Source organism: Paenibacillus zeisoli (genome assembly GCF_003994465.1).
Taxonomy (GTDB): domain Bacteria; phylum Bacillota; class Bacilli; order Paenibacillales; family Paenibacillaceae; genus Fontibacillus; species Fontibacillus zeisoli.
In genome coordinates this window covers 888,466-914,618 of sequence record NZ_RZNX01000001.1, presented here as the reverse complement: position 1 = coordinate 914,618, position 26,153 = coordinate 888,466, and the positions used below count along the sequence as shown (strand labels likewise).

General features: G+C 45.9%; 26 protein-coding genes. 18 read left to right on the top strand and 8 right to left on the bottom strand.

What is annotated here, in order from left to right; all coding sequences use genetic code 11:
• Positions 1-37 precede the first annotated feature (37 nt).
• From EJP77_RS04370 to EJP77_RS04335, 8 genes are all read left to right on the top strand, one after another.
• Positions 38-1,231, top strand: a complete 1,194-nt coding sequence (locus tag EJP77_RS04370; protein WP_127197926.1) for a HEAT repeat domain-containing protein — start codon at positions 38-40, stop codon at positions 1,229-1,231.
• Positions 1,232-1,274: 43 nt separating this feature from the next.
• On the top strand, positions 1,275-2,657 hold the full coding sequence (locus EJP77_RS04365; protein ID WP_185897184.1) for a glycosyltransferase family 2 protein: 1,383 nt from the start codon (positions 1,275-1,277) through the stop codon (positions 2,655-2,657).
• 87 nt (positions 2,658-2,744) lie between these two features.
• Positions 2,745-3,551 carry a response regulator gene (locus EJP77_RS04360; protein WP_127197925.1) on the top strand — a complete coding sequence of 269 codons (807 nt, stop codon included), beginning with the start codon at positions 2,745-2,747 and terminating at the stop codon, positions 3,549-3,551.
• A gap of 63 nt (positions 3,552-3,614) precedes the next feature.
• A complete protein-coding gene (locus tag EJP77_RS04355) occupies positions 3,615-4,979 on the top strand; it encodes a nucleotide sugar dehydrogenase (RefSeq protein WP_127197924.1) in 1,365 nt (454 codons plus the stop codon).
• Positions 4,980-5,033: 54 nt separating this feature from the next.
• Positions 5,034-5,945: a hypothetical protein gene (locus tag EJP77_RS04350; protein ID WP_127197923.1), complete on the top strand. Its 912-nt coding sequence runs from the start codon at positions 5,034-5,036 to the stop codon at positions 5,943-5,945.
• A gap of 136 nt (positions 5,946-6,081) precedes the next feature.
• On the top strand, positions 6,082-6,498 hold the full coding sequence (locus EJP77_RS04345) for a MerR family transcriptional regulator (RefSeq protein ID WP_127197922.1): 417 nt from the start codon (positions 6,082-6,084) through the stop codon (positions 6,496-6,498).
• A 60-nt stretch (positions 6,499-6,558) separates the two neighbouring features.
• Positions 6,559-7,488: an alpha/beta hydrolase gene (locus EJP77_RS04340; protein ID WP_127197921.1), complete on the top strand. Its 930-nt coding sequence runs from the start codon at positions 6,559-6,561 to the stop codon at positions 7,486-7,488.
• A 12-nt stretch (positions 7,489-7,500) separates the two neighbouring features.
• Positions 7,501-7,998, top strand: a complete 498-nt coding sequence (locus tag EJP77_RS04335; RefSeq protein ID WP_127197920.1) for a Crp/Fnr family transcriptional regulator — start codon at positions 7,501-7,503, stop codon at positions 7,996-7,998.
• A 115-nt stretch (positions 7,999-8,113) separates the two neighbouring features.
• Here the strand turns inward: EJP77_RS04335 and hmpA are convergent, their stop codons facing one another.
• Positions 8,114-9,313, bottom strand: a complete 1,200-nt coding sequence (gene hmpA / locus EJP77_RS04330) for an NO-inducible flavohemoprotein (RefSeq protein ID WP_127197919.1) — start codon at positions 9,311-9,313, stop codon at positions 8,114-8,116.
• A 498-nt stretch (positions 9,314-9,811) separates the two neighbouring features.
• On the opposite strand from hmpA, the gene EJP77_RS04325 reads away from it, so the two are divergent.
• Entirely contained in the window at positions 9,812-10,474 is a 663-nt protein-coding gene (locus EJP77_RS04325; protein WP_127197918.1) for a YitT family protein, read from the top strand.
• Between the two features lie 129 nt (positions 10,475-10,603).
• Here EJP77_RS04325 and EJP77_RS04320 read toward each other — a convergent pair whose 3' ends face one another.
• The 3 genes from EJP77_RS04320 to EJP77_RS04310 form a co-directional block, all read right to left on the bottom strand.
• The gene (locus EJP77_RS04320) at positions 10,604-10,786 is read right to left on the bottom strand and encodes a DUF2188 domain-containing protein (RefSeq protein ID WP_127197917.1); all 183 of its coding nucleotides are present in this window, start codon (positions 10,784-10,786) and stop codon (positions 10,604-10,606) included.
• A 74-nt stretch (positions 10,787-10,860) separates the two neighbouring features.
• Positions 10,861-11,829 carry a peptide-methionine (S)-S-oxide reductase MsrA gene (gene msrA, locus EJP77_RS04315; RefSeq protein ID WP_127197916.1) on the bottom strand — a complete coding sequence of 323 codons (969 nt, stop codon included), beginning with the start codon at positions 11,827-11,829 and terminating at the stop codon, positions 10,861-10,863.
• A gap of 47 nt (positions 11,830-11,876) precedes the next feature.
• Positions 11,877-12,485: a TVP38/TMEM64 family protein gene (locus tag EJP77_RS04310; protein ID WP_127197915.1), complete on the bottom strand. Its 609-nt coding sequence runs from the start codon at positions 12,483-12,485 to the stop codon at positions 11,877-11,879.
• A 370-nt stretch (positions 12,486-12,855) separates the two neighbouring features.
• Between EJP77_RS04310 and EJP77_RS04305 the strand changes: the two genes are divergently transcribed.
• Positions 12,856-13,548: a TerC family protein gene (locus EJP77_RS04305; protein WP_127197914.1), complete on the top strand. Its 693-nt coding sequence runs from the start codon at positions 12,856-12,858 to the stop codon at positions 13,546-13,548.
• A gap of 69 nt (positions 13,549-13,617) precedes the next feature.
• Here the strand turns inward: EJP77_RS04305 and EJP77_RS04300 are convergent, their stop codons facing one another.
• The gene (locus EJP77_RS04300; protein WP_127197913.1) at positions 13,618-14,442 is read right to left on the bottom strand and encodes an AraC family transcriptional regulator; all 825 of its coding nucleotides are present in this window, start codon (positions 14,440-14,442) and stop codon (positions 13,618-13,620) included.
• Between the two features lie 186 nt (positions 14,443-14,628).
• Here EJP77_RS04300 and EJP77_RS04295 point away from each other — a divergent pair, with 186 nt between their 5' ends.
• The 8 genes from EJP77_RS04295 to EJP77_RS04260 all read left to right on the top strand — a co-directional run bounded on the left by EJP77_RS04295 (position 14,629) and on the right by EJP77_RS04260 (position 22,908).
• Positions 14,629-15,726, top strand: a complete 1,098-nt coding sequence (locus EJP77_RS04295; protein WP_127197912.1) for a Gfo/Idh/MocA family protein — start codon at positions 14,629-14,631, stop codon at positions 15,724-15,726.
• 43 nt (positions 15,727-15,769) lie between these two features.
• Positions 15,770-16,852 carry a Gfo/Idh/MocA family protein gene (locus EJP77_RS04290; protein WP_127197911.1) on the top strand — a complete coding sequence of 361 codons (1,083 nt, stop codon included), beginning with the start codon at positions 15,770-15,772 and terminating at the stop codon, positions 16,850-16,852.
• A 21-nt stretch (positions 16,853-16,873) separates the two neighbouring features.
• Positions 16,874-17,842, top strand: a complete 969-nt coding sequence (locus EJP77_RS04285) for a sugar phosphate isomerase/epimerase family protein (protein ID WP_127197910.1) — start codon at positions 16,874-16,876, stop codon at positions 17,840-17,842.
• Positions 17,843-18,109: 267 nt separating this feature from the next.
• Entirely contained in the window at positions 18,110-18,424 is a 315-nt protein-coding gene (locus tag EJP77_RS04280; RefSeq protein WP_127197909.1) for a winged helix-turn-helix transcriptional regulator, read from the top strand.
• Positions 18,425-18,476: 52 nt separating this feature from the next.
• Positions 18,477-19,043, top strand: a complete 567-nt coding sequence (locus EJP77_RS04275) for an FAD-dependent oxidoreductase (protein ID WP_127197908.1) — start codon at positions 18,477-18,479, stop codon at positions 19,041-19,043.
• A gap of 187 nt (positions 19,044-19,230) precedes the next feature.
• Positions 19,231-19,932 (top strand): iron-sulfur cluster repair di-iron protein, encoded by a 702-nt coding sequence (ric, locus tag EJP77_RS04270; RefSeq protein ID WP_127197907.1) that lies wholly within the window; start codon positions 19,231-19,233, stop codon positions 19,930-19,932.
• Positions 19,933-20,092: 160 nt separating this feature from the next.
• Positions 20,093-22,534, top strand: a complete 2,442-nt coding sequence (gene nirB / locus EJP77_RS04265; RefSeq protein ID WP_127197906.1) for a nitrite reductase large subunit NirB — start codon at positions 20,093-20,095, stop codon at positions 22,532-22,534.
• Between the two features lie 29 nt (positions 22,535-22,563).
• Complete coding sequence (locus tag EJP77_RS04260) at positions 22,564-22,908, top strand: nitrite reductase (NAD(P)H) small subunit (protein WP_127197905.1); 345 nt, start codon at positions 22,564-22,566, stop codon at positions 22,906-22,908.
• 58 nt (positions 22,909-22,966) lie between these two features.
• Here EJP77_RS04260 and EJP77_RS04255 read toward each other — a convergent pair whose 3' ends face one another.
• The 3 genes from EJP77_RS04255 to EJP77_RS04245 all read right to left on the bottom strand — a co-directional run bounded on the left by EJP77_RS04255 (position 22,967) and on the right by EJP77_RS04245 (position 25,994).
• Positions 22,967-24,376, bottom strand: coding sequence for a sensor histidine kinase (locus tag EJP77_RS04255; protein ID WP_127197904.1), 1,410 nt, complete (start codon positions 24,374-24,376; stop codon positions 22,967-22,969).
• The gene (locus tag EJP77_RS04250; protein WP_127197903.1) at positions 24,373-25,089 is read right to left on the bottom strand and encodes a response regulator transcription factor; all 717 of its coding nucleotides are present in this window, start codon (positions 25,087-25,089) and stop codon (positions 24,373-24,375) included. Before EJP77_RS04250 ends, EJP77_RS04255 begins: the two co-directional genes overlap by 4 nt.
• Positions 25,090-25,277: 188 nt before the next feature.
• Complete coding sequence (locus tag EJP77_RS04245) at positions 25,278-25,994, bottom strand: Crp/Fnr family transcriptional regulator (RefSeq protein ID WP_127198309.1); 717 nt, start codon at positions 25,992-25,994, stop codon at positions 25,278-25,280.
• Positions 25,995-26,153 lie beyond the last annotated feature (159 nt).

The following is a 26,153-nucleotide window of genomic DNA, read 5'->3' as shown; positions in this document are numbered from 1 at the left end:
AGTAAATACGAACTCACAGAGGAGGTCTCATTGCATTATGTTTCAACATGTCACCGTGGCTATCTATTTCGTCTATGCGTGCCTCGGATTGATCGGACTGGGAATTGCAATCCTATTCTATATGAAGCTCAAATATCTGGCGACGCTTAAGAAAACGGAACAGTACCGGCTTAAGCATCAAGATTATTTCAGGTTTATCCAATCCCATTTGCATGAAGACAGCGATCTTCCAGTACCCCCGGGTAAATTGACGGCTCTGGAAAGACGAGTGATTCAAGACAAGTTTGCAGAATGGATCGAACAATTCAAAGGCGAGATTCGTAACAGAGTCGTTGAATTGTGCGACAAGGCGGGCTTTGTAAAAGATGAGCTTGAGCAGCTGGATAGCCTGTTCTTCGGGCGCCGGGTAGAAGCAGCTTACCGACTAGGTAATATGAGGGCCGCAGAAGCGGTTCCTCGCCTGCTTCAAATGCTGAGAAAGCAAAGCTACAGTCCGCTTACCATCATTCTGGGACGGGCGATTGCCAAGAGTGCCAAGCAGGAGGAACAGCTAAAGGAAATGCTCGAACTCATGCTGAGACATGGCAAGCCTATCCATAATCTAGTGGCCGATGTGCTGCTGGAGACCGATCTTGATTCCAGTAAGCTGCTTCTAAAGCTGCTTGAGGACGGAAATACGGATTTTGTGAAAGTTGCCTTGGTTGCCATGTGGGGACAGGCAGTACCGGAAGTCATTCCGGCTCTCGACCGTCTGGTTGGAGCGGAAGAAAAGGATGTCCGGGCCGAAGCCGTCAAGCTGTACCTCAGCTCAAATCCGGTTCTCAAGGATGAGACCATCAAGCAGCTCATGTCGGATAACAACTGGGAAATCCGCGCAGCTATCGCCAAATCACTTGGCTCGCTTCATGCAGCAGGAAGCATTCCTCTTCTCAGAAATGCGATGAGAGATGAGAACTGGTGGGTGCGGAATAACAGTGCCGAAAGCCTGGCTAAGCTGGGTGAGACCGGATTTGAAATTTTGTGTGAAACCGCACTTCGCGGTTCAGGTGTAGAGCGAGAGACAGCTCTATATCACATTGAGAAGGTAATGAATGAAGGTACAGATCATGATGCGGTTGATCAAATGGTATCCTTCAATAAAAAACGTCTGCTCTACGACCGGTATTTCGGGGTTGCCGAAAGGAAGCCGGTACGTCAAGTAGCAGCAGTTGGGGGGGATTACTCTGCTTAGGGATATACTTCTCATCTATGGTTTGTTTGCAATTTATTACGTAATGACGGTTAACGTGTTGTACTTCTCAGTACTGGCTTTCTCGTTCCGGAACATTATGACGGTATTCCGCAGATCGGCGTATTCGAAATTTAATACGCTCTCCGGATCGGAACTGGTGCCGGCCGTATCCTTGTTGGTACCGGCGTACAATGAAGAAGTTACCGTAATCGAGAATGTAAAATGTCTTTTGACATTGAACTATCCGAACTACGAGGTAATCGTCATCAACGACGGTTCCAAAGATGATACACTGGGGGTCCTGGTGAAGGAATTTGGTCTTGAGAAAATTCCGAATCCGGAGATGAGAAACGCCATTGACTGTCAGGCGATTACAGGCGTTTACCACAATCCTCAGTATCCGCATCTGTATGTAATAGATAAACCGAACGGGGGTAAGGCGGATTCACTCAATGCCGGTATTAATCTGTCGCATTATCCGCTTATCTCTTCCATTGATGCCGATTCCCTTCTGGAGAAAGATGCTCTTATCCGGATGGCACGGCAGTATATGGAGAATCCCGAAGAGACGGTTGCTATCGGGGGAGACGTTCGTATTGCAAATGGCTGCTTGATTGAGAACGGTCAGGTTAAGGACTTCTCCCTGCCGAACAAAATGTGGCCGATGTTCCAAGCGATTGAATATTTGAAGGCCTTCCTTGGGGGCCGGATCGGTTGGAGCTCAATTAATGGACTTATTATCGTATCAGGCGCCTTCGGCTTATTCCGCAAAGATTACGTAATCGCCGTAGGGGGTTACCGCGGTGGTTATCCAGGTGAAGATATGAACATTATTATTAAGCTTCACCGCTACATGCTGGAGAACAAGCTGAAATACCGGATTGCCTTCTGTCCGGAAGCCGTCTGCTGGACACAAGCACCGGATACCTACCATATTCTCTCTAACCAGCGTAAGCGCTGGGGACGTGGTAATTTGAAGAACATGATCGAGAACTATGACATGGCCTTCAATCCGAGATATAAGGTTATGGGACTTTTGACCATGCCTTACAACATTATTTTTGAAGCCTTGAACCCTTATTTCAAACTTACAGGTTTAGTGGCTCTAGCCGGTTATGTTGCTCTGGATATGACACAGTGGAAAATTCTGCTCGTGTTCGGTCTGATCAACTTCCTGAGCGGATATTTGTTCAGTATCGGTGCACTGCTGCTGGAAGAACTTGCGTTCAAGCGCTTTACTAAAATATCCGACTTGCTCAAGATGCTGTTCTACGGCGCATTTAAATTCTTTGGTTATTCCCAACTGGGTACGCTCTGGCGTATTCAGGGACATATACAGTATCTGCAGAACAACAATTCATGGGGAGCTATGACAAGGCAGAGCTGGAAAGAAGAAAAAAGTGAAGCCCCAAGCAGTGCAGCTTAAATAATTTTGATGCTTCCCACCCGGGAAGGAAGTGATGCTTACAGACGATCAACTAAAATTCAAACTAAATGAAAGGTGGGAATTGAAATGCCCAATTCGGCCACGCTCCAAAGGGGTATTCAAGAGAACTTATACCAGCACATCGAGGAATGGGTGAAAGGAACCAAACACGACGTATGCGGAGTGATCTTCCTATACACCGAGAATGGTCCTGCAAATTTAGATGCCCAAGTCCGTGGGATTCTGGAAGCTCAACCTGATCTTTCCTTTGAGGTTTGGACTGATGACGAGAACAACACCTTGGCAGTGATTCTGCCGGGACGAACTCTTGATGCAGTGCATTTTGAAGGTCTGCTGCTCAAGCAGCGCCTTCAGGATATCAAAGCGGATCTGGATCCACGGATTACGCTGGCCAGCTTCCCAGAACAAGGAGAAGCGACTGAAGCTGTCATGAAGCAAATGGCTGAGTCTGCAAGACGCAGTCTGTCGGGAGATATTCATATTTTCACAAGAGAAGAAGCAAAGACTGCCCGCAGCAGCATCCTCATTGTTGACAACGACCCGACGATTCGTGAATTTCTGCAAATTCGCTTTAAAATGCAAGGCTATGAAACTTATGAGGCCAACGATGGACTCACGGCTCTTAATCTGATTGAGAAAATGAAGCCGGATCTTGTACTTACAGAACTGAATCTGTATGGAATTGACGGACTGCCGTACATCCATCATATTCAAAAGCTGAATGTGAACAAGTCGCCGAAAATTGTAGTTCTGACTGAACAAAAAGTAGAGCAGACGATTAGTCAATGCTTCCAAAGCGGAGTTGAAGACTATATTACGAAGCCTTTCTCCCCGGTAGAACTTGATGCAAGAATTCGCCGCTGCTTCAATTAAGTGTTCTTCTAAACTTATGATCCTATTAAAAAAACAAATAGATAAATTGGAGGCTGAGAGATTGTGAATAAAGAATACCATGACTTATTGGGTGCTATTGAATCGAAGAATGCCGTACTTGGTGTGGTGGGTCTTGGTTATGTAGGTCTGCCACTCGCCGTAGAGATGGTTAAGCAGGGATTCCATGTCATCGGTATTGATCTGGATATCTCCAAGATTGATAAATTATATCGTGGAGAATCTTATATTCACGACATTTCCAATGAGACGCTGGCAGAAGCGATTGCTTCCGGACGATTCAAGCCGACTGCAGATTACAGCACTATTCGCCAGATCGACGCGATCAGCATTTGCGTGCCGACGCCGCTCAGTGAGAATCAGGATCCAGATACCTCCTATATTGTGACTGTAGTGGATGAAATCAAGAAGTATATGAAAAAAGGCATCATGATCACTCTAGAAAGTACTACTTATCCGGGAACTACGGAAGAGCTCATTCAACATGAGCTGGAAGCTCTGGGTTATACAGCTGGAGTGGATTTCTTCCTGTGCTTCTCTCCGGAACGTGTGGATCCATCGAATACACGCTTTAATACATTCAATACGCCGAAAGTTATTGGCGGAACTACAGAAGCCTGCCTTAAACTTGGTGAGGCGCTTTACAGCAAATACGTCCAGACCGTAGTCCCTGTTTCTTCTCCAAAAGTAGCTGAAATGTCCAAGCTGCTCGAGAACACATTCCGCAGCGTTAATATCGCCTTCATTAACGAAATGGCAATGATGTGTGACCGTATGGGTATCGACATTTGGGAAGTTATTGATGCGGCAAAAACAAAACCATTCGGCTTCATGCCGTTCTATCCGGGCCCTGGCATCGGCGGTCACTGCATTCCGCTTGACCCGATGTACCTTTCATGGAAAGCCAAAGGCTTCCGTTTCTACAGTCAGTTCATTGAGCTTGCTCAATCTACGAATGACAACATGCCTTACTATGTTGTGAACAAAACTTCGAAGATTCTGAACGAATACGCCAAATCGGTTAAGAAATCGAACATTCTTATCCTGGGTATGGCCTACAAGCCGGACATTGCCGATCTTCGTGAGTCCCCAGGACTTGAAGTATACGAACTGTTTAAAGACAGCGGCGCTTATGTGAGCTATTACGATCCGCATGCTACAACTTTCCGTGACAAGACCGGAAACACAGTTAGCAGCATTGCGTATGACGTGGAACAGCTCAAGAAATACGACTGCATCGTACTTATCACGAATCATAGTGATCTGAATTATAATGAAATTGCAAACTTGGGTGTACCGATTCTGGATACAAGAAATGCATTCAAGGATTTCCCTCACGAGAATGTATACAAGATTGGTCATTCTGTACAGCAGGTTGTTGAGCAGGAAGAACCAGCTCTAATTGTCTAAACAACGTTATATTGCTCAAGTAACAGGAGGGGGGATCAGACGATCAAGTTATTTATGATGAAGAAAAAGGGTTATATCTTCGCTCTCTTGGTCATCATCATGGGTTTGGTCGTGCTTATTCCTTATCTTAACAGGCAGCCATCGGCAGCAGAGACCAAATCCACTTGGCTTTGGAATACGGATTTGATCATCAATCAAGCTGATGATATTGTGAAATTCTCCAAGGAACAAGGCGTTAAGATCATATTTCTGCAAGTGGGAGAGAAGATAGCTGCGGATCAATACCGCAGCTTCATCTCCAAAGCCAAGAAGGAAGATATTGAGGTGCATGCCTTAAATGGCAGACCCGGCTGGGCTCTCCATGATCACAAAGGGGAAGCGGATGAATTCCTGAACTGGGTGAAGGACTACAACGCAAGCTCCAAACCGGAGGAGCAGTTTGCGGGCGTCCAATTCGATGTGGAACCTTATTTGTTAAAACAATGGAAATCCAGTCAGAAGGTTGTGCTTCAGGAGTGGATGGGCAATATGAGGTCGTGGAGTCAGAGCGGTAAGGAGGCCGGACTTGCAGTTGGGGCAGCTGTTCCCTTCTGGCTGAACGGGGTGAATAACCCTAACGGAGGCGGCAAACAGCCCATGAGTGAATGGATGATCAGCAAGCTTGATTATTTAGCCATCATGGCTTACCGGGATAAAGCGGACCAAATCTATGATATTTCTGAACATATGCTTTCTGAAGCCGACGCACAGGGCAAAAAAGTATGGGTTGGTGTCGAGGTTGCACAAAGCCAAGAGGGTGAAGGAGTATCCTTCTATGCCCAGTCTGATACGAAGCTTGATGAGGAACTGAGCAAGCTGGTCAACTTGGGAGACAAGCATGACTCTTTCGCGGGTGTAGCTGTTCACAGCTATGAAGCCTGGCGTACCCGGTTTGATGGGCCAAAGACAGCACTCAGGAATGACTAACAAAGAAGGCAGCCTTAAGGGCTGCCTCTTTTTTGGGTATTAAGAAGCCAGGGAGAGCTACAGGAAAGGATTCTTAGCTTCCGGATACATCATTTGGTAAAATATATTTAAGTTAATAAGAGAAGGGGTATACGTAATGAGCGGATTGTTGCGTGGGGAAGTGGCAAGAATGGCCCAGCTGAATATGGAGACAATTAGGTATTACGAGAATTATGGCCTCATTGACACGCCATCTAGGAGTGATTCCGGCTATCGCATATATTCGGAAGAGGTTCTCGCCCGCCTGACTTTTATCAAGCAAGCCAAGGAATGCGGCTTCACGCTTAAAGAAATCAGGAAAGCGCTTAAAGCCGGGAAAGACAGCATTCGTATTGAGGATTTCCTAGCTTTGATAGACAGGAAAATGAGCAGCATAGAGAAAGAAATAGAAAAGCAAATGAACACCATGAATATGTTAGGCAATTTGAGGAGCAATTTGCAATCCGTACATAAACATCCGGAGATTCAGCAGGTCCTTCAGACCTTGGGGATTCAGGAAGGAATTCAGGCTTGACCTTGTACTTGACTACAGGTTTTAGATTAAGAATATCAAACCTGTAGGAGGAATAGATCCATGGAACAAACAAATCCACAGCAGCTTGCTGGTATTAGAGCATATTTAAAACAATTGAGCGATCCGCAGCGCCCCTTGGAACAGATACGCCGGGAAATGTCTGAGGCTCCAAGTGAGCAACCAACTATAGTGGGACTAATAACAAAGCCTGTGAACGTGAATGGACTTTATGGGGAATGGGTAAGTACGGCCGAAATCGAAATTAGTGGGGATGGAAGCAAGCCGGTAGTGCTTTATTTTCACGGAGGCGGATTTGTCGCCGGAACATGCCGCTTTTACCGGGATATGGCTGCAAGAATTTCGCATTTCAGCGGGGTCCAAGTACTAACCTTTGAGTATCGCCTAGCCCCTGAGCATCCTTACCCGGCTGCGAATGAAGATGCCTTAACGGCCTACTACTGGCTTATTGAACAAGGTTATTCAGCCAGTCAAATTATGTTTGGCGGCGATTCTGTAGGGGCAACCCTGGCTCTTATGACTTTAATTACCCTGCGGGATCGGAGAGAAGCCCTTCCTGTAGGGGCCTTCATGATATCTCCTCATGCAGATCTTGTTCATTTGGACGGAGACTCCTATGTGACTAACAAAGAGCTGGATCCTACTGGCAGTCTAGAAGGGAATGAGCGAATTCTTGCTGCCTACCTCAGCAGCTGGCAGAGTGTGCCTCCTGAAATTTTGTCGCCCCTTAGAATGAATCTTACGGGACTCCCCCCTCTCTTCATACAAGTTGGTAGTATGGAAGTGCTGCTGAGTGATGCGGTAAGGCTGCGCGAGCAGGCTGAGCAAGCTGGTGTGGACGTAACGCTTGAAATCTGGGACAATATGTGGAGTGTGTTTCATTTTCTGGCCTATATGCTGCCGGAAGCAGAGCAGGCGATCCGAAATATTGGTATGTTTAATAGACAGAAGTTATTAGAATGTAATCGATAAGGGGAGATATGCATGATTTTGCACAAAGGCGAGATATTGTTTCATCAGGGGGACGATGGAGCTTACTTGTACAAAATCAAGAGCGGCCTTTTCAAAGTAACCAGACTTCACGAGAATGGGAACATGGTGCTGTTCAACATTTTATATCCTGGAGAGACGGTTCCGCATCATTCTTTAATATCACCTAAGGAGACCCACGGGACTGCAATTGCCTTGATACGAAGTGAAGTTGAAGCTATACCGGCTGACGATTGGTACCGCGAGCTCGAAGAAGATCCCAAGAAGCCGCTTGAGGTTGCCAGTCTGCTTCAGGAGAAGGTCAGATTCATGCAGCAGCGGCTGGATCATCTGACTGTAGGAACACCGGCTGAACGATTAGAGCTGCTAACACAGTGGATGCACAGCTATTCTCATGGGGTGCCATTAACCGATTTCTTGACACAGGAGGAGATTGGCCAGCTGATTGGGGTGCGACGGGAGACGGTTAATCGACTTTTGAGAGGTCACTGACAAATACGAGCATGGTACAGAAAGAAGCTGATTTTACCTGCAGAAGGATAAGATCAGCTTCTTTTTTGGTGGCTAGAGGATGAATCCAATCAACGAAAGCCTTACTTCCGCTAGATTATAAATTATCTGCCGGACCAAAGAACTCAAAATGCGTCCGCTCAGCAGGGATTCCCCAAGATTTTAAAGCCTCATTGACAGCCCGCATAAAAGGAACAGGGCCGCAGAAATAGAAATCCGAATTCGGATCTGTTACCTGCTGAAGCCAAGCTAGATCAAGATAACCTGTCTTGTCGCAAACTTCATCCTGTTCGGGTGATTCATAGACTAGGTAAGATTTAAGATTGGCATGCTGCCTGGTTAATTCAGCTACATGATCTCTCATCGCATGATAGACTCCACTGCGTGCAGCATGTATATATACAACCTCGCGTTCCGGACTGTTTTTGAGAAGCGTCTCCAGCATACTTACCATAGGCGTGAGGCCGACCCCGCCGCTTAGAAGAACAACCGGGGTGTCTTTGGTCTGGTCTAGGACGAATACACCGGCAGGTGCACTGATATCAAGAACACTGCCTTCCGCTACCGATTCGTGTAAGTAAGTGGATACAGCACCTGCAGGTTTGTCAGCGGCAGCGTCCTCCCGCTTCACGGTTATTCGGTAATAATCTGGATTAGGGGCTGCCGACAGGCTGTAGTGGCGCAGGTGGGTGAACTCCTGACCTTCCGGCTTAACCCGAACAGTAATGTACTGTCCTGGCTCGAAGGAAGCGATGGCTTTGCTGTCTGCCGGTTTCAGGTAAAAGGAAGTAATCAGTTCGCTTTCGCGTACCTTGCGTTCGACCACAAATGGACGGAAGCCCTCCCAGCCGCCTGGCTGATGCTCGGCTTCTTCGTACATCTTTTGCTCGACCCCGATAAAGGCATCCGCAATGACTCCGTAGGCACGGCCCCACGCATCAATAATCTCATCTGTAGCTGCATCTCCAAGGACAGTCTTGATTGCTGCAAGTAGGTTCTGGCCGACAATGGGGTAATGCTCAGGCAGAATGCCAAGTGCCCGGTGTTTGTGTGCAATCTGAACTACAACGGGAAGAATCTCTTCCAGTCGGTCAATGTGTGCTGCTGCTGCATACACAGCGTTTGCTAATGCGGCAGATTGTTTGCCTTGACGTTGATTGGCATGATTGAAGATATTAAGTAGTTCAGGGTGATTTCTGAACATCGTTTGGTAAAAGGTCTTAGTAATGTCTTGTCCGTGTACCTCGAGAACAGGAACGGTAGACTTGATGATATCGATGGTTTGTTGATCTAACATTGGACTGTTTCTTCCTTCCCGTAATTGGACTTGAATTCTTAGCTAAGTATAGAAACTAAGCAAGAAGCGCAATGTGATTCTCGTCACACGGAAAGTTGATACTTTGTGAAAAAAAATAAAAAGCAATGAAATTTATCACAATTGTTTTCAGAAATAATATTGATTTTACATACAAGCTGTTTAGACATGATTATTGCTGTGGTATAATAAGATTAGTAAGCAGAAACGACAGGTCTGTAAATTCGGAGCACAAGAATCGTTTTTGCAAAATGAAAAAGAAAGGATCAGGATACCATGTGTCCCCGAAGGACAATTCCCCAAAGGACGATTTGGAAACGTTGTGATCTCTCTTATACTTAGCTTCTTTCGTGGAACGTCGGTGTACGGCTAATATCCCACGAAAGAAGAGTGTGACAATGCGAAGGACAATGTCCTCACTGACCTTCTTCGTAGGGAGTTGCCGTAAGGTTAACCAAACTACGATAAGAGGGATTCGGTATGAGGAAAAAGAAGAGAAGTCTAGTTGATTCGGAACAGTTGTTCATGATGCTGATCGGTACTTTTTTACTGGCGTTTACGTATTATCATATTAATTTTCAGAACCATCTGTCAGAAGGCGGTTTTGTCGGTCTGTCCCTGCTTGGGAAGTATTTGTTCGATTTCCCGCCGGCTATGACCGCATTAATACTGGATATCCCGGTATTTATCTTGGCTTTATTCCTGAAAGGACGCAAATTCCTGCTGAATACCTTGATTGCATCTATTGCATTCTCTGGATTCTATGAGCTGTGTGATCGGTTCTCACCGTTTACCTTGGATCTGCACAACAATTTGATGGTGGCTGCTGTCTTTTCTGGGGTATTTACCGGAATCGGTGCAGGGGTCGTTCTTCGTGCAGGCGGAGCGACAGGCGGGGATGATATTCTATCTCTGGTCCTGAGTCAATTAACAGGGATTAAGATCGGTACCGTGTTTATCGTGCTGGATGCTATAGTGCTATTAATTTCTCTGGTATATATGCCAGTACTTGAGACCATGTATACCGTTGTTGCCGTATTGATTGCAGGCAAAGTGATTACTTGGACCGTGAATTACGGGAAGACCGCAGAGCCTAAGCTGCGTGTTCCTTACACAGTGAAAGAGAAAACCGTTCGTGTATAAGCGTGGAGCATTTATCGGCAGTTAAGCTGATAGATGCTCTTTTATTTTCTGAAGCAAGGTTCTAGTTACCAATCATATGGATTGTAAAAAGCAAAGAGGACACCTGTTAGATCAAGGGTCCTCTTTCTATTAACTTTTATGTGTAGGGTGATTTTTGTCCCATTCTTCGGCTTTGGAGGTTCCGATGGCAATGGCCCGGCCTTCATCATAGCCTTCTTCCAGCAGGGCATTAGCGATCTCCACAGCTTTATTTCTGATTCTAGTGTCCAGATTCTTCATAGAGGGTGGATACTCATTTTTGCTCCAAGGCATATGAATCACTCCTTAGTTCAGTATAGTATACTAATTACCCTGATGAAGAATCTTTAAACCGGAAGCATCGACTATTAGAAGTTGAACAAGTGGCGATACTCGCCATATCCCTGTTCCTCCAGCTCTTCCTTCGGAACAAACCGCAGGGCCGCGGAATTGATGCAGTAGCGAAGACCATTCTCTCCCGGACCGTCATTAAATACATGGCCAAGATGAGAATCCGCTTCTGCACTTCTTACCTCAGTCCGTACCATGAAGTGGCTGAGGTCAGTCTTCTCTTTCACATTGTAATCGCGCAGAGGGCGAGTGAAGCTGGGCCAGCCGCAGCCCGAATCGTATTTATCCTTTGAACTGAACAGGGGCTCTCCGGATACGATATCCACGTAGATTCCTTCTCCGTGATAATTCCAGAATTCATTGGCAAAGGCTGGCTCCGTCCCGTTCTGACGGGTGACTTTGTACTGAATAGGAGTTAGACGCTGTCTGAGCTCATCCTCATCAACTTGGCCGGACCAATGCATCTCGATGAAATCCTGACGACCGGAGCCTTTCCGGTAGCGCTTGTAGTGAGCTGGGTTCTTCTTATGGTAACCTTGGTGATACTCTTCAGCCGCATAGAAAGGGGCTGCGGGTAGAATTGGAGTCACGATAGGCTTGTCAAAACGCCCGCTTTCAGCAAGCTTCTGCTTGGAGGCTTCAGCCAGTTCACGCTGCTCTTCATTGTGGTAGAAAATAGCTGTCCGGTAAGAATCGCCCCGGTCATGGAATTGACCACCCGCATCGGTTGGATCAATCTGCTGCCAGAACAAGTCCAGCAATTTTTGATAGGGGAAAATCTCGGGGTTGTATGTGATCTGAACGGCTTCATAATGACCCGTGGTATCGGAGCAGACCTGCTCATAAGTCGGATTCTCCACATGCCCCCCGGTATAACCGGAGACCACGTTCAGTATTCCTGGCAGCTCCTCGAACGGTGACACCATGCACCAGAAGCAGCCCCCGGCGAAAGTAGCTAGTTGTTTAACCTCGGATGGATTACTCATATTACGATTCACTCCTTTTATATTGTCATGATGATTAATATCATCGCTTATTTCGCTCTTGTCATTCTTTTATATCCCCATAGAACAGCGCCGGTAAACAGCAGGTAGACGATCATAATTTGAAGCGAGAGCAGAGGGTTACTGGTTAATGTTCCCCCGAGAAAAGAGTATACGAAAATTCCAGGAAGCTTGCCGATCAAGGAACCAAGAACAAACACGCGAAGTGTAATTGTGGATACTCCCGCATACACGTTAACTGCCATCTGCGGAAGCAGGGGGATCACCCTCCATAGAACAACGGATTCAAAAGGATGCTTCTCCACAAACCGTGTATAGCGGTCAAGTGTTTTGAATTTGGACAACCAAGTTCTGGCTTGCTCCCGAAAAGCATAATTCACAGCAGCGTACACGAGAACTCCGGCGGCCGTAGAGCCAATGAGGCAAATAAGACCTCCCATCCATGCTCCGTACATGTAACCGGCCGCACCAACGACCAGCTTGTAAGGAACAACGGGGAACAAGGCCAGCAAGGTTGTCATTCCAAGCATGGCGGGTATGGGTGGACGATGGTTGAACCAAGCGGCCAGTTCTTTCTGATACAAAAGTGCGGCAAGGAATAGCGAGACATACACCGCAGCAGCCAGCCATCTACGCATAGCGGCTCCTTTCTGGGGAAAGAATAACAAACAGATACAAATATCATACCAAAGTGTGACCGGGTAATCGACCTCCTACCAGAAATCAATTGGATTTGGCACTGGCGTCCCATAGAATACCTATGCTATAATTCTCTTAAGAAATATGCATGGTTCCCAAAGGGGAGTAGCTACTTACAATAAAGTCGTCATTACGGGATGAAATCCCCGGCTTTATTGACAACGAATTCGTTGTTAGCGAGACCTTTGCCCGGTGCTTGAACTTGGGTAAAGGTCTCTTTTGATGCGTAAAGCGTCGCGGCCCAAGTAAAGCCGTGACGCTTTTTTTGCGTGGACCGGCCATTATAACAAGGGTAAAGGGGAGAAGAGTATGGATTTTATGAGCTTGGATTTCTGGTCAATTTTGTTATCGATTATCTTAATCGATCTGGTTCTGGCCGGGGATAATGCGATCGTCATTGGACTCGCCGCACGAAATGTACCCAAGAAGGATCAGCGGAAAGTCATTCTATGGGGAACGGTGGGTGCGATTCTTGTACGCGTAATTATGACCGTACTGGTTGTGCAGCTTCTCGCGATTCCGGGACTTCGGCTTGCAGGGGGGCTTGCGCTGCTCTGGATTGCGTACAAGCTGATAGTGGATGACAAAGGGCACGATATCAAGGCAGGCAACAAAGTCTGGGCAGCTATTCGAACGATTATTATCGCCGATACCATGATGGGGCTTGATAACGTGCTTGCTGTAGCAGGAGCGGCTCACGGGGATAATCTGATGGTCATTATAGGCTTGGCTATTTCGGTACCTATTATGGTCTGGGGAAGTACCGTGATTCTGAAGCTGACGGAAAGATTCCCGATTGTTATTACCCTGGGGGCTGCCGTACTTGCATGGACAGCGGCCAAGATGCTGGTGGACGAGCCGCTGATCTCGGCCTGGTTCATCAATGGGGCTGTCAAATATGGCTTTGAACTTATCATGATTGCGATCGTTGTGGGATTAGGAACATGGGTTAAAAGAAGACAAGAAAGACAACGGGCGATCCGCAACGTGGTTAGTAATTAACTCATCGCATAAATAAGACAACACCGCCATTTGATGGCGGTGTTGTTTGTTGTTTGTGATCGGATCAACTCAGCTGTTGATATTCTCCCGGTTGGCCAAGCGGAACTGTTTCGGGGACATGCCGAACCTCGATCGAAAAACTTTATGAAAGTAGTTATAGCTTGGAAAACCGGAGCTTTCTGCAATATGTTCAAGGGATAATGGACTGAAGATTACCCGCTCACGGGCCATATTGAGCCTGACTTCAAGAGTGTGCTGCATGATACTTGTGCCAAAGGCGGCTTTGAACAAATGCACGGCCCTGGACACGCTGATTCCTACATGGGCGGCCACATCTTCCAGCTTGAAAGCGGCGGATGCATTCTCTTCAATATACTGCTTGATCTGATAGGCCAGATAAGTTCGCGGTGTAGGAACAGGGAGCTCCTGCAGTTGTCTGTCAATATCCAAACACAGAATGCGAAGATAATACTCGGCAATTTCAGGTGATGGATTAGAGATTCTTTGCTGTTCCAGTGTAATTTGACGGAATATCCCGACGAAGCCCTCTGATAATGGCACACGGATCTTATTAGGACGTTTTCGCTGCTTCCACCATTCGTCCATCCATTTACCGCGCAGAAGGATGTAGTAGTCTCCGCTAAATAGCGTATGGTCCCCCTGTTTATTCTCGAAAGCTTCAATCCGCAGTTCGTAGGGCTCCCCAGGGGGGAAGATCAATAGATCCCCTGCCTCGACATTCACGAGCCTTCCATCACAGCGCGCTCGGCTGCGCCCTTCCGTCTGAATGCGGATTAGGTAATGCTCCAATCCTCCTACATCACTTGAAAAGTAAGGCTTGCGGTGCTGGGCATAACCGGCTGCCAATATATGCAAGTTATCGCTAACGTTCATCGCACGTCTCCCTAACACTTTACAAAATAATGACCAGATTGTTCAGGTTTCAATCATATTATTCATTTTACTGCAGCTGATTTAGGAATACCATATTACTTGTTAAATAGTTTGGTTCAAAGTGAGGAATGCTCTTGTAAAGATTGTCCTTTTCGTATAACAACAGCACTTAAAGGGGATGAGACCATGATCAAACTAAAAGCTGGAATTATAGGCTGTGGGAATATAAGTCCGGCTTATCTCACCTATTTGAGCCGGAGTCCATTTGTCCAGGTCACGGCATGTGCAGATATGGTCCAGGAGAAAGCGAAGGAAAGGGCTCAGCAGTTTGGAATTGAAAACGTATACACCGTAGAGGAAATGTTGAACGCACCCGAAATTGATCTGATTATCAATCTGACAATTCCCGCATCCCATGGATCGGTGAATCTCCTGGCGCTTCAGCATGGAAAACATGTCTATGTTGAGAAGCCCCTGTGCCTTTCATTGGACGAGGCTAAAGATATTCTTGCACTTGCAGCGGAGAAGGGGCTTAGGGTCGGCAGTGCTCCAGACACCTTTCTGGGAGCAGGAATTGAAACAGCACGTGATGCGATAGCCCGTGGATTCATTGGCCGTCCCGTTGCGGCTTCAGCCTTCATGATGGGCTCAGGTCCGGAATCATGGCATCCGAACCCGGATTTCTTTTATGCGGCCGGAGGCGGACCGATGTTTGATATGGGGCCTTATTACTTAACAGCACTGATAAATCTGCTTGGACCGATCCGAAGAATAAGCGGCTCAGCAGGTATCCAGGTAGCGCAGCGGACAGTACATACCGGAGAGAATGCGGGCAAGTCCATTTCTGTCCAGACCCCAACCCACTACAGCGGAACACTTGAGTTCGCAGAGGGAGCAATTGGGACGATGATCACGAGCTTTGATATTACAGGAGGAAGCATGCTTCCGTGGATTGAGATTTATGGAACCGAAGGTTCACTTCATCTGCCGGACCCGAACTATTTTAACGGCGAGGTGAAGCTTAGAAGATCGGGTAATGATCCATGGGAGATCGTCCCTGCGTTATTTGAATCTGGTGAGAATGAGAGAGGCCGCGGCGTTGAAGATATGGCGAAAGCCATCCATGAAGGAGTAACACATCGAGCTAATGGTCATCAAGCCTATCATGTTTTGGAAGCCATGCATGCTTTTGAACGTTCGTCGCGTGAAGGCAAACACATCATGCTGGAAAGTACCGCCGATTTAGCCGCTTATTATATGCAGGCTGCCCAAGGGATCCAGTGACTGTGAAGTAATATTTCTAAATTAATATGAAGGAGGATTTATTGTGACTAAAATGTTGAAAGTAGCAGTAATCGGCTGTGGAGGCATAGCCAAAGGGAAGCATCTACCAAGCTTGTCTAAACAGAAAGAGGTAGAATTAGTTGCCTTCTGCGATATTGAGGAAATTCGCGCTGTAGAAGCCAAGGAGAAGTACGGAAATGAGAACAGTAAGGTCTATACAGATTATAAGAAATTGCTTGAAGAGAGTGGAGCCGAGGTCGTTCATGTATGTACCCCGAATGATTCTCATGCTGAAATAACTATCGCAGCACTGGAATCTGGCAGACACGTGATGTGTGAGAAGCCAATGGCTAAGACTTCTGAGCAGGCAAGAGCTATGCTGGAAGCTGCCAAGCGTACCGGTAAGAAGCTGTCAATTGCTTACCAGAACCGCTTCCGCAGCGATAGTCAGTACCTCAAGAAGCTTTGTGAAGATGGTGAGCTTGGAGATATCTATCTGGGTAAAGCGCTTGCCATCCGCCGCCGGGCTGTACCAACCTGGGGAGTATTTCTGGATGAAGAGAAGCAGGGCGGAGGACCGCTTATTGATATTGGAACCCATGCGCTGGATTTAACCCTCTGGCTGATGAACAACTATGAACCCAAAAGCGTAACGGGCTCGGTGTTCCATAAGCTTGGCAGCCGTGAGAATGCAGCCAATGCTTTCGGTTCATGGGATCCCGAGCAATTTAAAGTGGAGGATTCAGCATTCGGATTCATCACTATGAAGAATGGTGCGACTATTATCCTCGAATCCAGCTGGGCTCTAAATGTACTGGAGATTGGTGAGGCACAGACCATCCTCAGCGGTACAGAAGGCGGAGCAGACATGAAGAATGGCCTTCGTCTGAACGGAGAGAAGAACAGCCGTCTTTGGGAGACCAAGGTGGATCTAAGTTCGGGCGGTGTAGCCTTCTACGAAGGTGAAGAAGAGACGGACGCATATCTGGAAGCTAAATCCTGGGTGAAAGCTGTTCTGGAAGATGGCGAACCACTTGTAAAGCCTGAACAAGCTCTAGTGGTCACAGAAATATTGGAAGCTATTTATGAGTCTGCAAAAACAGGAAAAACCGTATATTTTGATTAAATATCAGGAGGGTGACAAGTTATGAAATTAGGCGTATTTCTAGTTCTGTTTGGAGACCGTTCTTTTGAAGAGGCTTTGGATTTTGCTGCATCCCAAGGAGTAAAGGCAGTTGAGATTGGAACAGGCGGGAATCCGGGGAACAAGCACTGCAACCCAGATGAACTGCTAGAGAACAAAACCGCAAGAGAACAATTCAAGAAAGCTTTGGATTCTAGAGGAATTACCATCAGCGCTTTAAGCTGTCACGGGAACCCGCTTCATCCCCAGAAAGCACTTGCCAAGGCAGATCACGAAGACTTTCTGAAGACCGTTCAGCTTGCCGAGCTGCTTGAGGTTCCAGTGGTGAACACTTTCTCCGGATGCCCAGGGGATCATGAAGACGCGAAGTATCCGAACTGGCCGGTTGCCCCTTGGCCGAACGACTATCAGGAAATTCTGAAATGGCAGTGGGAGAATAAGGTTATTCCTTACTGGAGTGAGATGGGTAAATATGCGGCAGACCATAAGGTGAAAGTCGGACTTGAGCTGCACGGGGGCTTCTCTGTGCATACTCCTGCTACGCTGCTTCGCCTTCGTGAAGCTGCCGGGGAGGCGATCGGTGCGAACCTGGATCCAAGCCATATGTGGTGGCAGGGAATTGATCCGGTTCAAGCTATTCACATTCTTGGCCGCGAAGGAGCCATTCATCACTTCCATGCCAAGGACACCGTAATTGATCCTATTAATGTGAATAAATATGGCATTACAGATATGCAGTCCTATAGCAACATGCTTGATCGAGCTTGGCAGTTCCGTACAGTGGGCTATGGTCATGATATCAAGACATGGGCGGATATTATAAGTGCGCTGCGCCTGGTAGGATATGATTATGTAGTCAGCATTGAGCATGAAGACGGCTTGATGTCGATTGAGGAAGGATTCACCAAGGCCGTACGTAATCTGCAATCAATCATCATCGAAGATTCAAGTGCGGACATGTGGTGGGTGTAATAGAAGTGTATCGTGAATTTCTATAGTACTAACCATAAGATTAAATAAGTTTTAAACAAATAAGCCAGACTAAATTTCGGAAGGTGCCGGAAAAAGTCTTGGCTTATTTGTTGTTAAACGTTCATTTTGTATACCCTTTCACGTATATATTGTATAATCAGGTATTATCCTGGTTTTCTTTATAAGCAAAATGTTGTAAAATATATATACTAACTAAACGTAAGTTTTTCGGTTATACCCTGACCGAAAGACGAAGAGGTGATTGATATGGAAGGTCAAGGGAATTTGTGTCCGCGATTTGAATCTGCCTTCTCTTTCTTGGGGAAGAGATGGAACGGTCTGATCATTCAAACCTTGATGAGCGGTCCTAAACGGTTCAAGGACATTTCTGGGCTTATCCCGTCTATGAGTGACAAAATGTTGTCTGAACGTATGAAGGATCTGGAGTGTGAAGGGATCCTGGTCCGACATGTGTATCCGGAAACTCCCGTTCGGATTGAGTACGAATTAACAGACAAAGGAAGAGCACTTCAGCCGGTTATGGAGCAGATTCAATCCTGGGCAGAAGCCTGGGTAGAATAAATAGCCAGTATTTAATATGCTGGCTTGATTACAATAGAAAGTAGGTGCTTTAGTGGCAGAGATCATCATTATTGGAGCCGGACCAGCTGGAGCCAGTGCAGCCTTGTTCCTGGCCAAAGCAGGCAAAGAGACCTTGGTAATTGACAGTAACACCAGTATGACCAAGCGGGCCTGGATTGAGAACCACTACGGCGTCAAAGACATCTCAGGTCCTGATCTTCTTAAGATTGGCCGTGAGCAGGCCGCTAAATTTGGAGCTAAATTTATTGAGGAGAAAGTTTCAGCTTTGGATACCAATGGCGGTAAATCGGTTACGATCAAGACAGAATCAGGAAGAAGTTATGAAGCGGCACACGTAGTTTTTGCTACGGGAGCGCTTACAGATCTCGCTAAGCATATTGGACTTGACCTTAAGGATGGTACAGAGCCTAGAATCAAGACCGTTATTGCAACCGATGGAGCAGGCCGTACAAGTAAGCCAAGAATATGGGCTGCCGGAACAGCGGCAGGGGTAAGTGTTCATACTATTATTACGGCTGGTGACGGGGCTAAAGTTGCTGTTGAAATCTTAAGCGAATTGAATGGCGAGCGTTATGTGGACCATGATGTTTTGAAATGATTATATAACTTAGATTTCCAAGGCTTTTTGCAGTCTTTTCTGCAGAAAGCCTTTTTTATGTTTAAGGTATAAAGGAAACATGACTTTTTTTACAAATTCTATGTTACTCAAATCACACATGCACTCCTAAGAATTACGGTACGATGGATTTACATATTCAAGTAAATACAAATAGGAGTGGATGGAGATGGGTGTGGCTAATCTTACTTTTAAAGAACAAGACATGGTTAGAGACATTGTGGTACGTTTTCCTAAATCAAGTGATTATTTCCGTAGCCATCGTATTGACTTCTGCTGCGGAGGGAATCGTCCGTTAAGTCAAGCTTTAGCGGAGAAAGGCTTGAGCACGGATGAGGTGTTGAAGGATCTTCATAAGCTGCTTAGCGAGCATCCGGTTACAGGAGAAGATAGTAATCATGCGGCATGGAGTTCTAGCGACTTGATCGCTTATATTGTCAATAAGCATCATGCCTACTTACGTGAGGAGCTCCCGCTTATTGAGCAGAACGTGAAGAAAGTGTACCGCGTTCATGGACAAGAAGGGGATCATTTGGCTGAAATTAACCGGTTGTTTGGAATTTTAAAGACAGATCTTCTTGAGCATACAGAGAAGGAAGAAGCGAATGTCTTTCCGAAAATGATCAACTGGGAGTCGGAACAAGAACCAGAGACGCTGACCAAGCTTCGCGCCTCTATTACCGAACTTGAGGCTGAACACGATACGGCAGGAGATATTTTGAAAGAGATTCGAGAGCTAACACAGGACTTTACACCTCCGGCTCACGCATGTACGACTTACAGAATGACTTATTCCAGACTCGAAGAATTGGAAGCCATGACCTTCCAGCATGTCCATGTGGAGAATAATATTTTGTTTCCCCGATATTGAGTAAAGAAAATCAAACTTTAGACTACAGTAGAATGTGAAATTTATCACTATTGGTGTGAGGTTTATCACACCTTTAGTATTCGGTTGTAGATATACTTGATTTATCAAAGGGCGATATCAAAATTAATCATGCCTGAAAAGCTTGAGGAGGCATTTAAATATGAATACGAATAAGAAAAAACTTGTTGTTATAGGTAACGGGATGGCTGGCATCAGTACAGTAGAGCAAATTCTGAAGTTAACCACAAATTTTGAAATTACGGTGTTTGGCAGTGAGCCGCACCCTAACTACAACCGGATTATGCTCTCTTATGTACTGGAAGGCAGCAAGACGATCGATGATATTATTCTTAACGATTTGAACTGGTATGCTGATCATGGGATTACCCTTCATACCGGAACAACAGTTACACAAATTAATGAAGCCACAAGAGAAGTTGTTGCTGAGAATGGTCTTCGGGTTCCTTATGATTACGTTATTATAGCGACTGGCTCCAAGCCATTCATTCTGCCAATTCCAGGCAGTGATAAGGAAGGCGTCATCGGTTTCCGTGATATCGAGGATTGCAATCAGATGTTGGAAGCCGCTAAGAACTACAAGAAGGCAGCCGTTATCGGGGGAGGCCTGCTGGGACTTGAAGCTGCCAAAGGGCTTGTCCATCTTGGAATGGATGTGACAGTTGTTCATCTGATGGATGATCTGATGGAGCGTCAACTGGATAGTACTGCTTCTGCAATGCTTAAAGCAGAACTTGAACGTCAAGGGATTAAATTCGCAATGGGAGTACAAACCACGGAACTGCTTGGCGAAGAGCGAGTGCAGGGATTGAAATTCAAGGACGGATCGGTACTTGAGGCTGATTTTGTAGTCATGGCAGTCGGAATCAAGCCCAACATTACCGTTGCAGCTGCTAGCGGAATTGATACGAACCGCGGGATTGTTGTCAATGATTACATGCAGACTTCGATGGCAAATGTATATTCAGTTGGGGAATGTAATGAACATAGAGGCGTATGCTACGGCCTTGTAGCTCCGCTGTTTGAACAAGGCATGATCCTTGCGAAGCATATTTGTAATGTGCATACAGTAGGATACGAAGGATCTGTCGTATCGACAAAGCTGAAGATTTCAGGCGTGGATGTATTCTCAACAGGAGAATTCATTGATGGACCAGAGCATGTTGTCATTGCTCAGAAGGATGAATGGAAGCGGACCTATAAGAAAATTTTGCTTAAAGATAATGTCATGGTTGGAGCCGTACTGTTCGGAGATATCACTGAATCCGCGAATTTGCAGAAACTGATCAAGCAAAGAACAGAAATGACAGATGAACTGTATGCTCAGCTGATGGGGACTGGCTGCTGCGGCGGTGGAGCTGCGAAGAAATCTTCGTCTGTAGATACTATGGCGGATGACGAAATCGTATGCGGATGTAACGGGGTAACGAAGAAGGCGATTGTAGATGTTATTACAGAACAGGGTCTAACTACTGTGGATGAGATCAAAGCTTGTACTGGAGCCACTCGTTCATGCGGCGGTTGTAAGCCTGTTGTTGAGCAGATTCTGCAGTATGTGCTTGGAGATGGATTCAAGGAAACAGCCAAGCAGGGTATATGTGCTTGCACAACTTTAAGCCGTGATGAAATTGTAGCCGAGATCAAGACCAAAGGTCTGTCGACGACGAAGGAAATTATGCACGTGCTCGACTGGAGCCAGCCAGAAGGCTGCTCGAAGTGCCGTCCAGCTCTGAATTATTATCTAGGCATGATCTATCCAGATACTCATGTGGATGAGAAGGAATCACGTTTTGTGAACGAACGGATGAATGCGAACATCCAGAAGGATGGCACCTATACCGTAGTGCCTAGAATGTACGGTGGGGTTACTACCCCAGAAGACCTTAAGAAAATTGCTGACGTTTCGCTTAAATATGATGTTAAAGCCGTTAAAGTCACTGGCGGTCAGCGTCTAGACCTTATTGGAGTGAAGAAAGAAGATCTTCCAAAGGTATGGGAAGAACTGGATATGCCTTCAGGCTATGCTTATGCCAAATCGCTTCGTACTGTGAAGACCTGTGTCGGTTCGCAGTTCTGCCGCTTTGGCACGCAGGATTCGATGGGAATGGGAGCCCTCCTTGAACGCAAGTTCGAGAGATTGGATTTCCCGGCTAAGTTCAAGATGGCGGTCAACGGCTGCCCTAGAAACTGTGCCGAATCTTGCACGAAGGATATTGGTATTGTTGGTAACGACGGAGGCTGGGAAATATTTATAGGTGGTAACGGTGGTATTAAGGCGCGTCTTGCAGATTCGCTGTGCAAAGTGAAGACAGATCAGGAGTTAATTGAGATCTGTGGAGCGGTTATGCAGTATTACCGGGAGACAGGCAAATACCTGGAGAGAACATCGGAGTGGGTTGAACGGGTAGGACTTGAACCGATCCGGGCCGCAATCGTAGAAGATGAAGCCAATCGCAAGGCTCTAATGGAACGCATTGAATTTGCGCTTGAGCAGGTAGAGGACCCTTGGAAGAAAGTATTAAATGATGAGAGAACACAAACTGCTTTATATAATGAGCTGGACCCAGCTTTATTACAAAAATAAGCCTTTTATAAGGAAAGGAGAGAATAGATATGGAAGAAAGACTTGCTTATTATCCTGTGGGAACCGTGAATGATTTTCCCGCTCAAATTGGCCGGGTTGCACACGTAGGCGAACTGGAAGTGGCGATATTTCTGAGTTCAACCGGAGAGATCTATGCGGTAGAGAACAAGAACCCTCATCCCAAGGGAGGGCCGCTGGCTGAAGGCATTATCTCTGGAGCATATCTCTATGATCCGCTGTATGACTGGAAGATTGACCTTAGAACTGGGCTCGTACAGGCCCCCGATGAGGGTAAGGTAAGAACCTTTCCTGTAATTGTCAAGGCGGGTATTGTCTTTGTAGGTGCTGTTGCACTCGAGCCAGCAGCCATATAAATAAATAAAGGATCCTTTCTTTTAGAAAGGATCCTTTATTTGTGTGAATTAGCTGCGCTTAAGCTTTAATAAGCAAGTCAGCTTTGTGTTTAAACAGTTTGATCTGAAAAGAGGTTCTGCCGGCGGTATTCAGCAGACTCAGTTCCCCACCATGCATTTCTACTGCTTTCTTAGCAATGGACAGCCCAAGTCCTGTCCCTCCATCACTTGTTCTTGCAGCGTTACCCCGGACAAAAGGATCAAAGAGGGTATCTCGAATAGATTCGGGAATACCAATACCATTGTCACTAATTGTGAGAACAATATCATTCTGAATCTGGAAAAGCTCAATATCTACCGAGGTTCCTTCCGGATTATACTTCAGAGCATTCGTAAGCAGATTGGATATCGCTCTGCTCATCATAGTAGGGTGGAGACGGACCATAACCTCATCAGGAGGGATGGATAGTGTCAGGTTAAAATGCTTTTGCTCAAAAAGATCGTAGTTCTCCGCGGCAATCTCACGCACCAGTTCGCCTAGATCGGTCTCTAAGAATTCCCCTGCGAGTGGATAGTCAGCGGTATCCAGTTTGGATAATTCGAATAAATCCTCGATTAGTGCTGTCATTAAATTAGCCTTTGTATAGATTAGGTTCAAATACTTAAATCTTTTCTCCTCGTTATCAGCTAGGCCGAGCAGCAGCGCGCTGGCGTATCCTTGTATCGTTGTAATGGGCGTTTTTAAGTCATGGGAGATATCGAGAAGCATTCGCTGTTTACTCTCTTTTAATAATTCATTTGCCTGTTCCGTTTCTTGCAGATGCTCTGCCATATCATTAAAGCACTCCTGGATGGTGGTTAGCTCCTCATTGGATCTAAATGCGAGGCGCTGATCGTAATTACCTTCTCGCATATGCTTGATAGCTGCTGTGATCTGTTCCAGGGGGACGGTAAGGCGTTTGGCAGTCCACCTGCTATAAAAATATACGCTTAATACCGACAGGAGAAGAATACCGTAAAATCCGCTTGTCAAAGTTATGTTAATACTCGTGGGAGACTCAAGGAGCTTAAGCTCTGATTGACCTTGTTCCTTTGGAATAGCTACAAGACATAACAGTCTTATTCCTTGTTTGGACTCGAAAGGAGCGATGGAGTACAGATAGGCCCCTTTCTGACCGGAATAAAGCATGGATAACAGTTCTTCAGAAGAATACTGGGTTCTTCGGTCCTGTTTGTGTCCTTTTACATAGATGACTTTTCGCTGGTTATCGAGTATTTCAACATATCCCCCAGATTCTTCAATCCGCTTGGTATTAATGGAGGTATAGTCAGATTTGGCAATCCGCGAGGCGTCTACAGGATCGTCCGAATACCCGCCGGAGAACCCTCCGGAGAATAAATGAACCAACAAATAAATAAACCCCAGCGTCAGAGCAAAGAACAAGTATGACTTGATAAGCGAGTGAAATAAGCGGCCCTTGGTTTTCAAATGAAATCTTCCTTCTTGGCAAATTTATAACCAAGCCCTCGTATGGTCTTGATATAGACGGGCTGCCTGGGATCGGATTCAATTTTGTCCCTAAGCCTTGAAATGTGAACCATCACCGTGTTGTCATCCTTCCAATAAGGGTCGCTCCAGACCTTCTCGAAGAGCTGCTTCTTCGTAAATACTCTCCCGGGTGATTCCATAAAGGTCCTAAGAAGCTTGTACTCCGTCGAGGTTAGCTCTACTTCATTGCCTTCCAGCTTCAACACACAAGACTCTAGATGCAGATTTAGAGAGCCAATAGCAATATCAGCAGATGAAGCCGAAGAGACAGGCAGTGCTTCATTGAAGGCATACGCTCTTCGAACCTGGGCCTGAATACGAGCTACAACTTCCAGGGGATTAAAAGGCTTTACTATGAAATCATCTGCTCCAAGACCAAGCCCTAGAATTTTATCATTATCCTGGTTCTTGGCAGAGAGAAAAATAATCGGCATCTTATATACTGAACGAATCTGCTTCACAAGCTGATAACCATCTTGGCCAGGCATCATGATATCAATTACAGCCAGGTCGATTTGTTCGGATTGTATAATTTCCCAAGCCTGTAGCCCATCATAGGCTTCTATAACAAGGTAATTATCCCTTTCAAGAAAGAGCTTAAGCAGCTCTACTATATCAGGTTGATCATCAACAATTAGTATGGTGGGATTCAAGATATGACCTCCAGTGGGGGGATGCTAAAATCTGACTTCTGTTCTTAAGTCAATAATTCTATTCATGGCGGCTAAATCCTGTCCCATTGAAGGTAATGTAAGTTTAATTTAAGAATTAAACTGGTTTGTAACACAAAAAAAGCAGGCAGGGCCGGATTCAGGCTCTGTCTGCTCACCAAGTAACATATTCAAATACGGCAAATTTGATGTGGACACAACTCGCAGTGGCAAATATCCTGCAGCATGACCAGATCCTTTATAATGATCAATCCGTTCTCATATTCAATAGCATCCTTTCTGCGCAGATCACTGAGCATTCGGTTGACGCTTTCTCTAGTAGCCCCAATCATATTGGATAGATCGGTATGGGTAATCTTTTTGTTGATACGAATGGCAGTGCCCTGCTTCTCACCATAAGAGTTGCTGAGACGGATCAACGTAGAACAGAGGGCACCAGGTTTGCCGTACATCATCAGATCACGGAACTTGGTCTGTGTAAGACGATGGTGAATTCCCATCCATTTCATGAAGTCAATGGCAAAATCAGCATGCTGACAAATGATAATCTCAAGATCACGCTGTTCAATGATTCCAATTTCGCTGTCTTCAATAACTTCAGCTGTAAAGCTGTATTTGGAACCAAAGAAGGGATCGGCTTGACCAACCAGGTCGCCGCTTTGATACATATATAGAATCAGTTCTTTGCCTTCATCTGTAGACTTTGTTAATTTGATGCGTCCCCTCTTAATAAAGAACAGCTTATCGGCCACATCTCCCTCCCAGAACAAATGAGATCCGGATGGATATAATTTGTCCTTCATCATTACTAGAAGACGGTTGAAATTCTGCTCGGTGAAGCTGCCGGTATTTCCTCGGGTCAACGTTGTAGTCATATACTCATTCATCATCGTCACTCCTTAGTCGTCCAATTTATTCATATTCTATATGGAGGGGACTAAAGGTCCGATCCATTTCTATGCCTCAATTATATAGCTAAATGATGCGGTTGAGGGGCATGAACAAGGCTTAAAAGTGGCGAATAAACGAACATTGTGATTTATTTC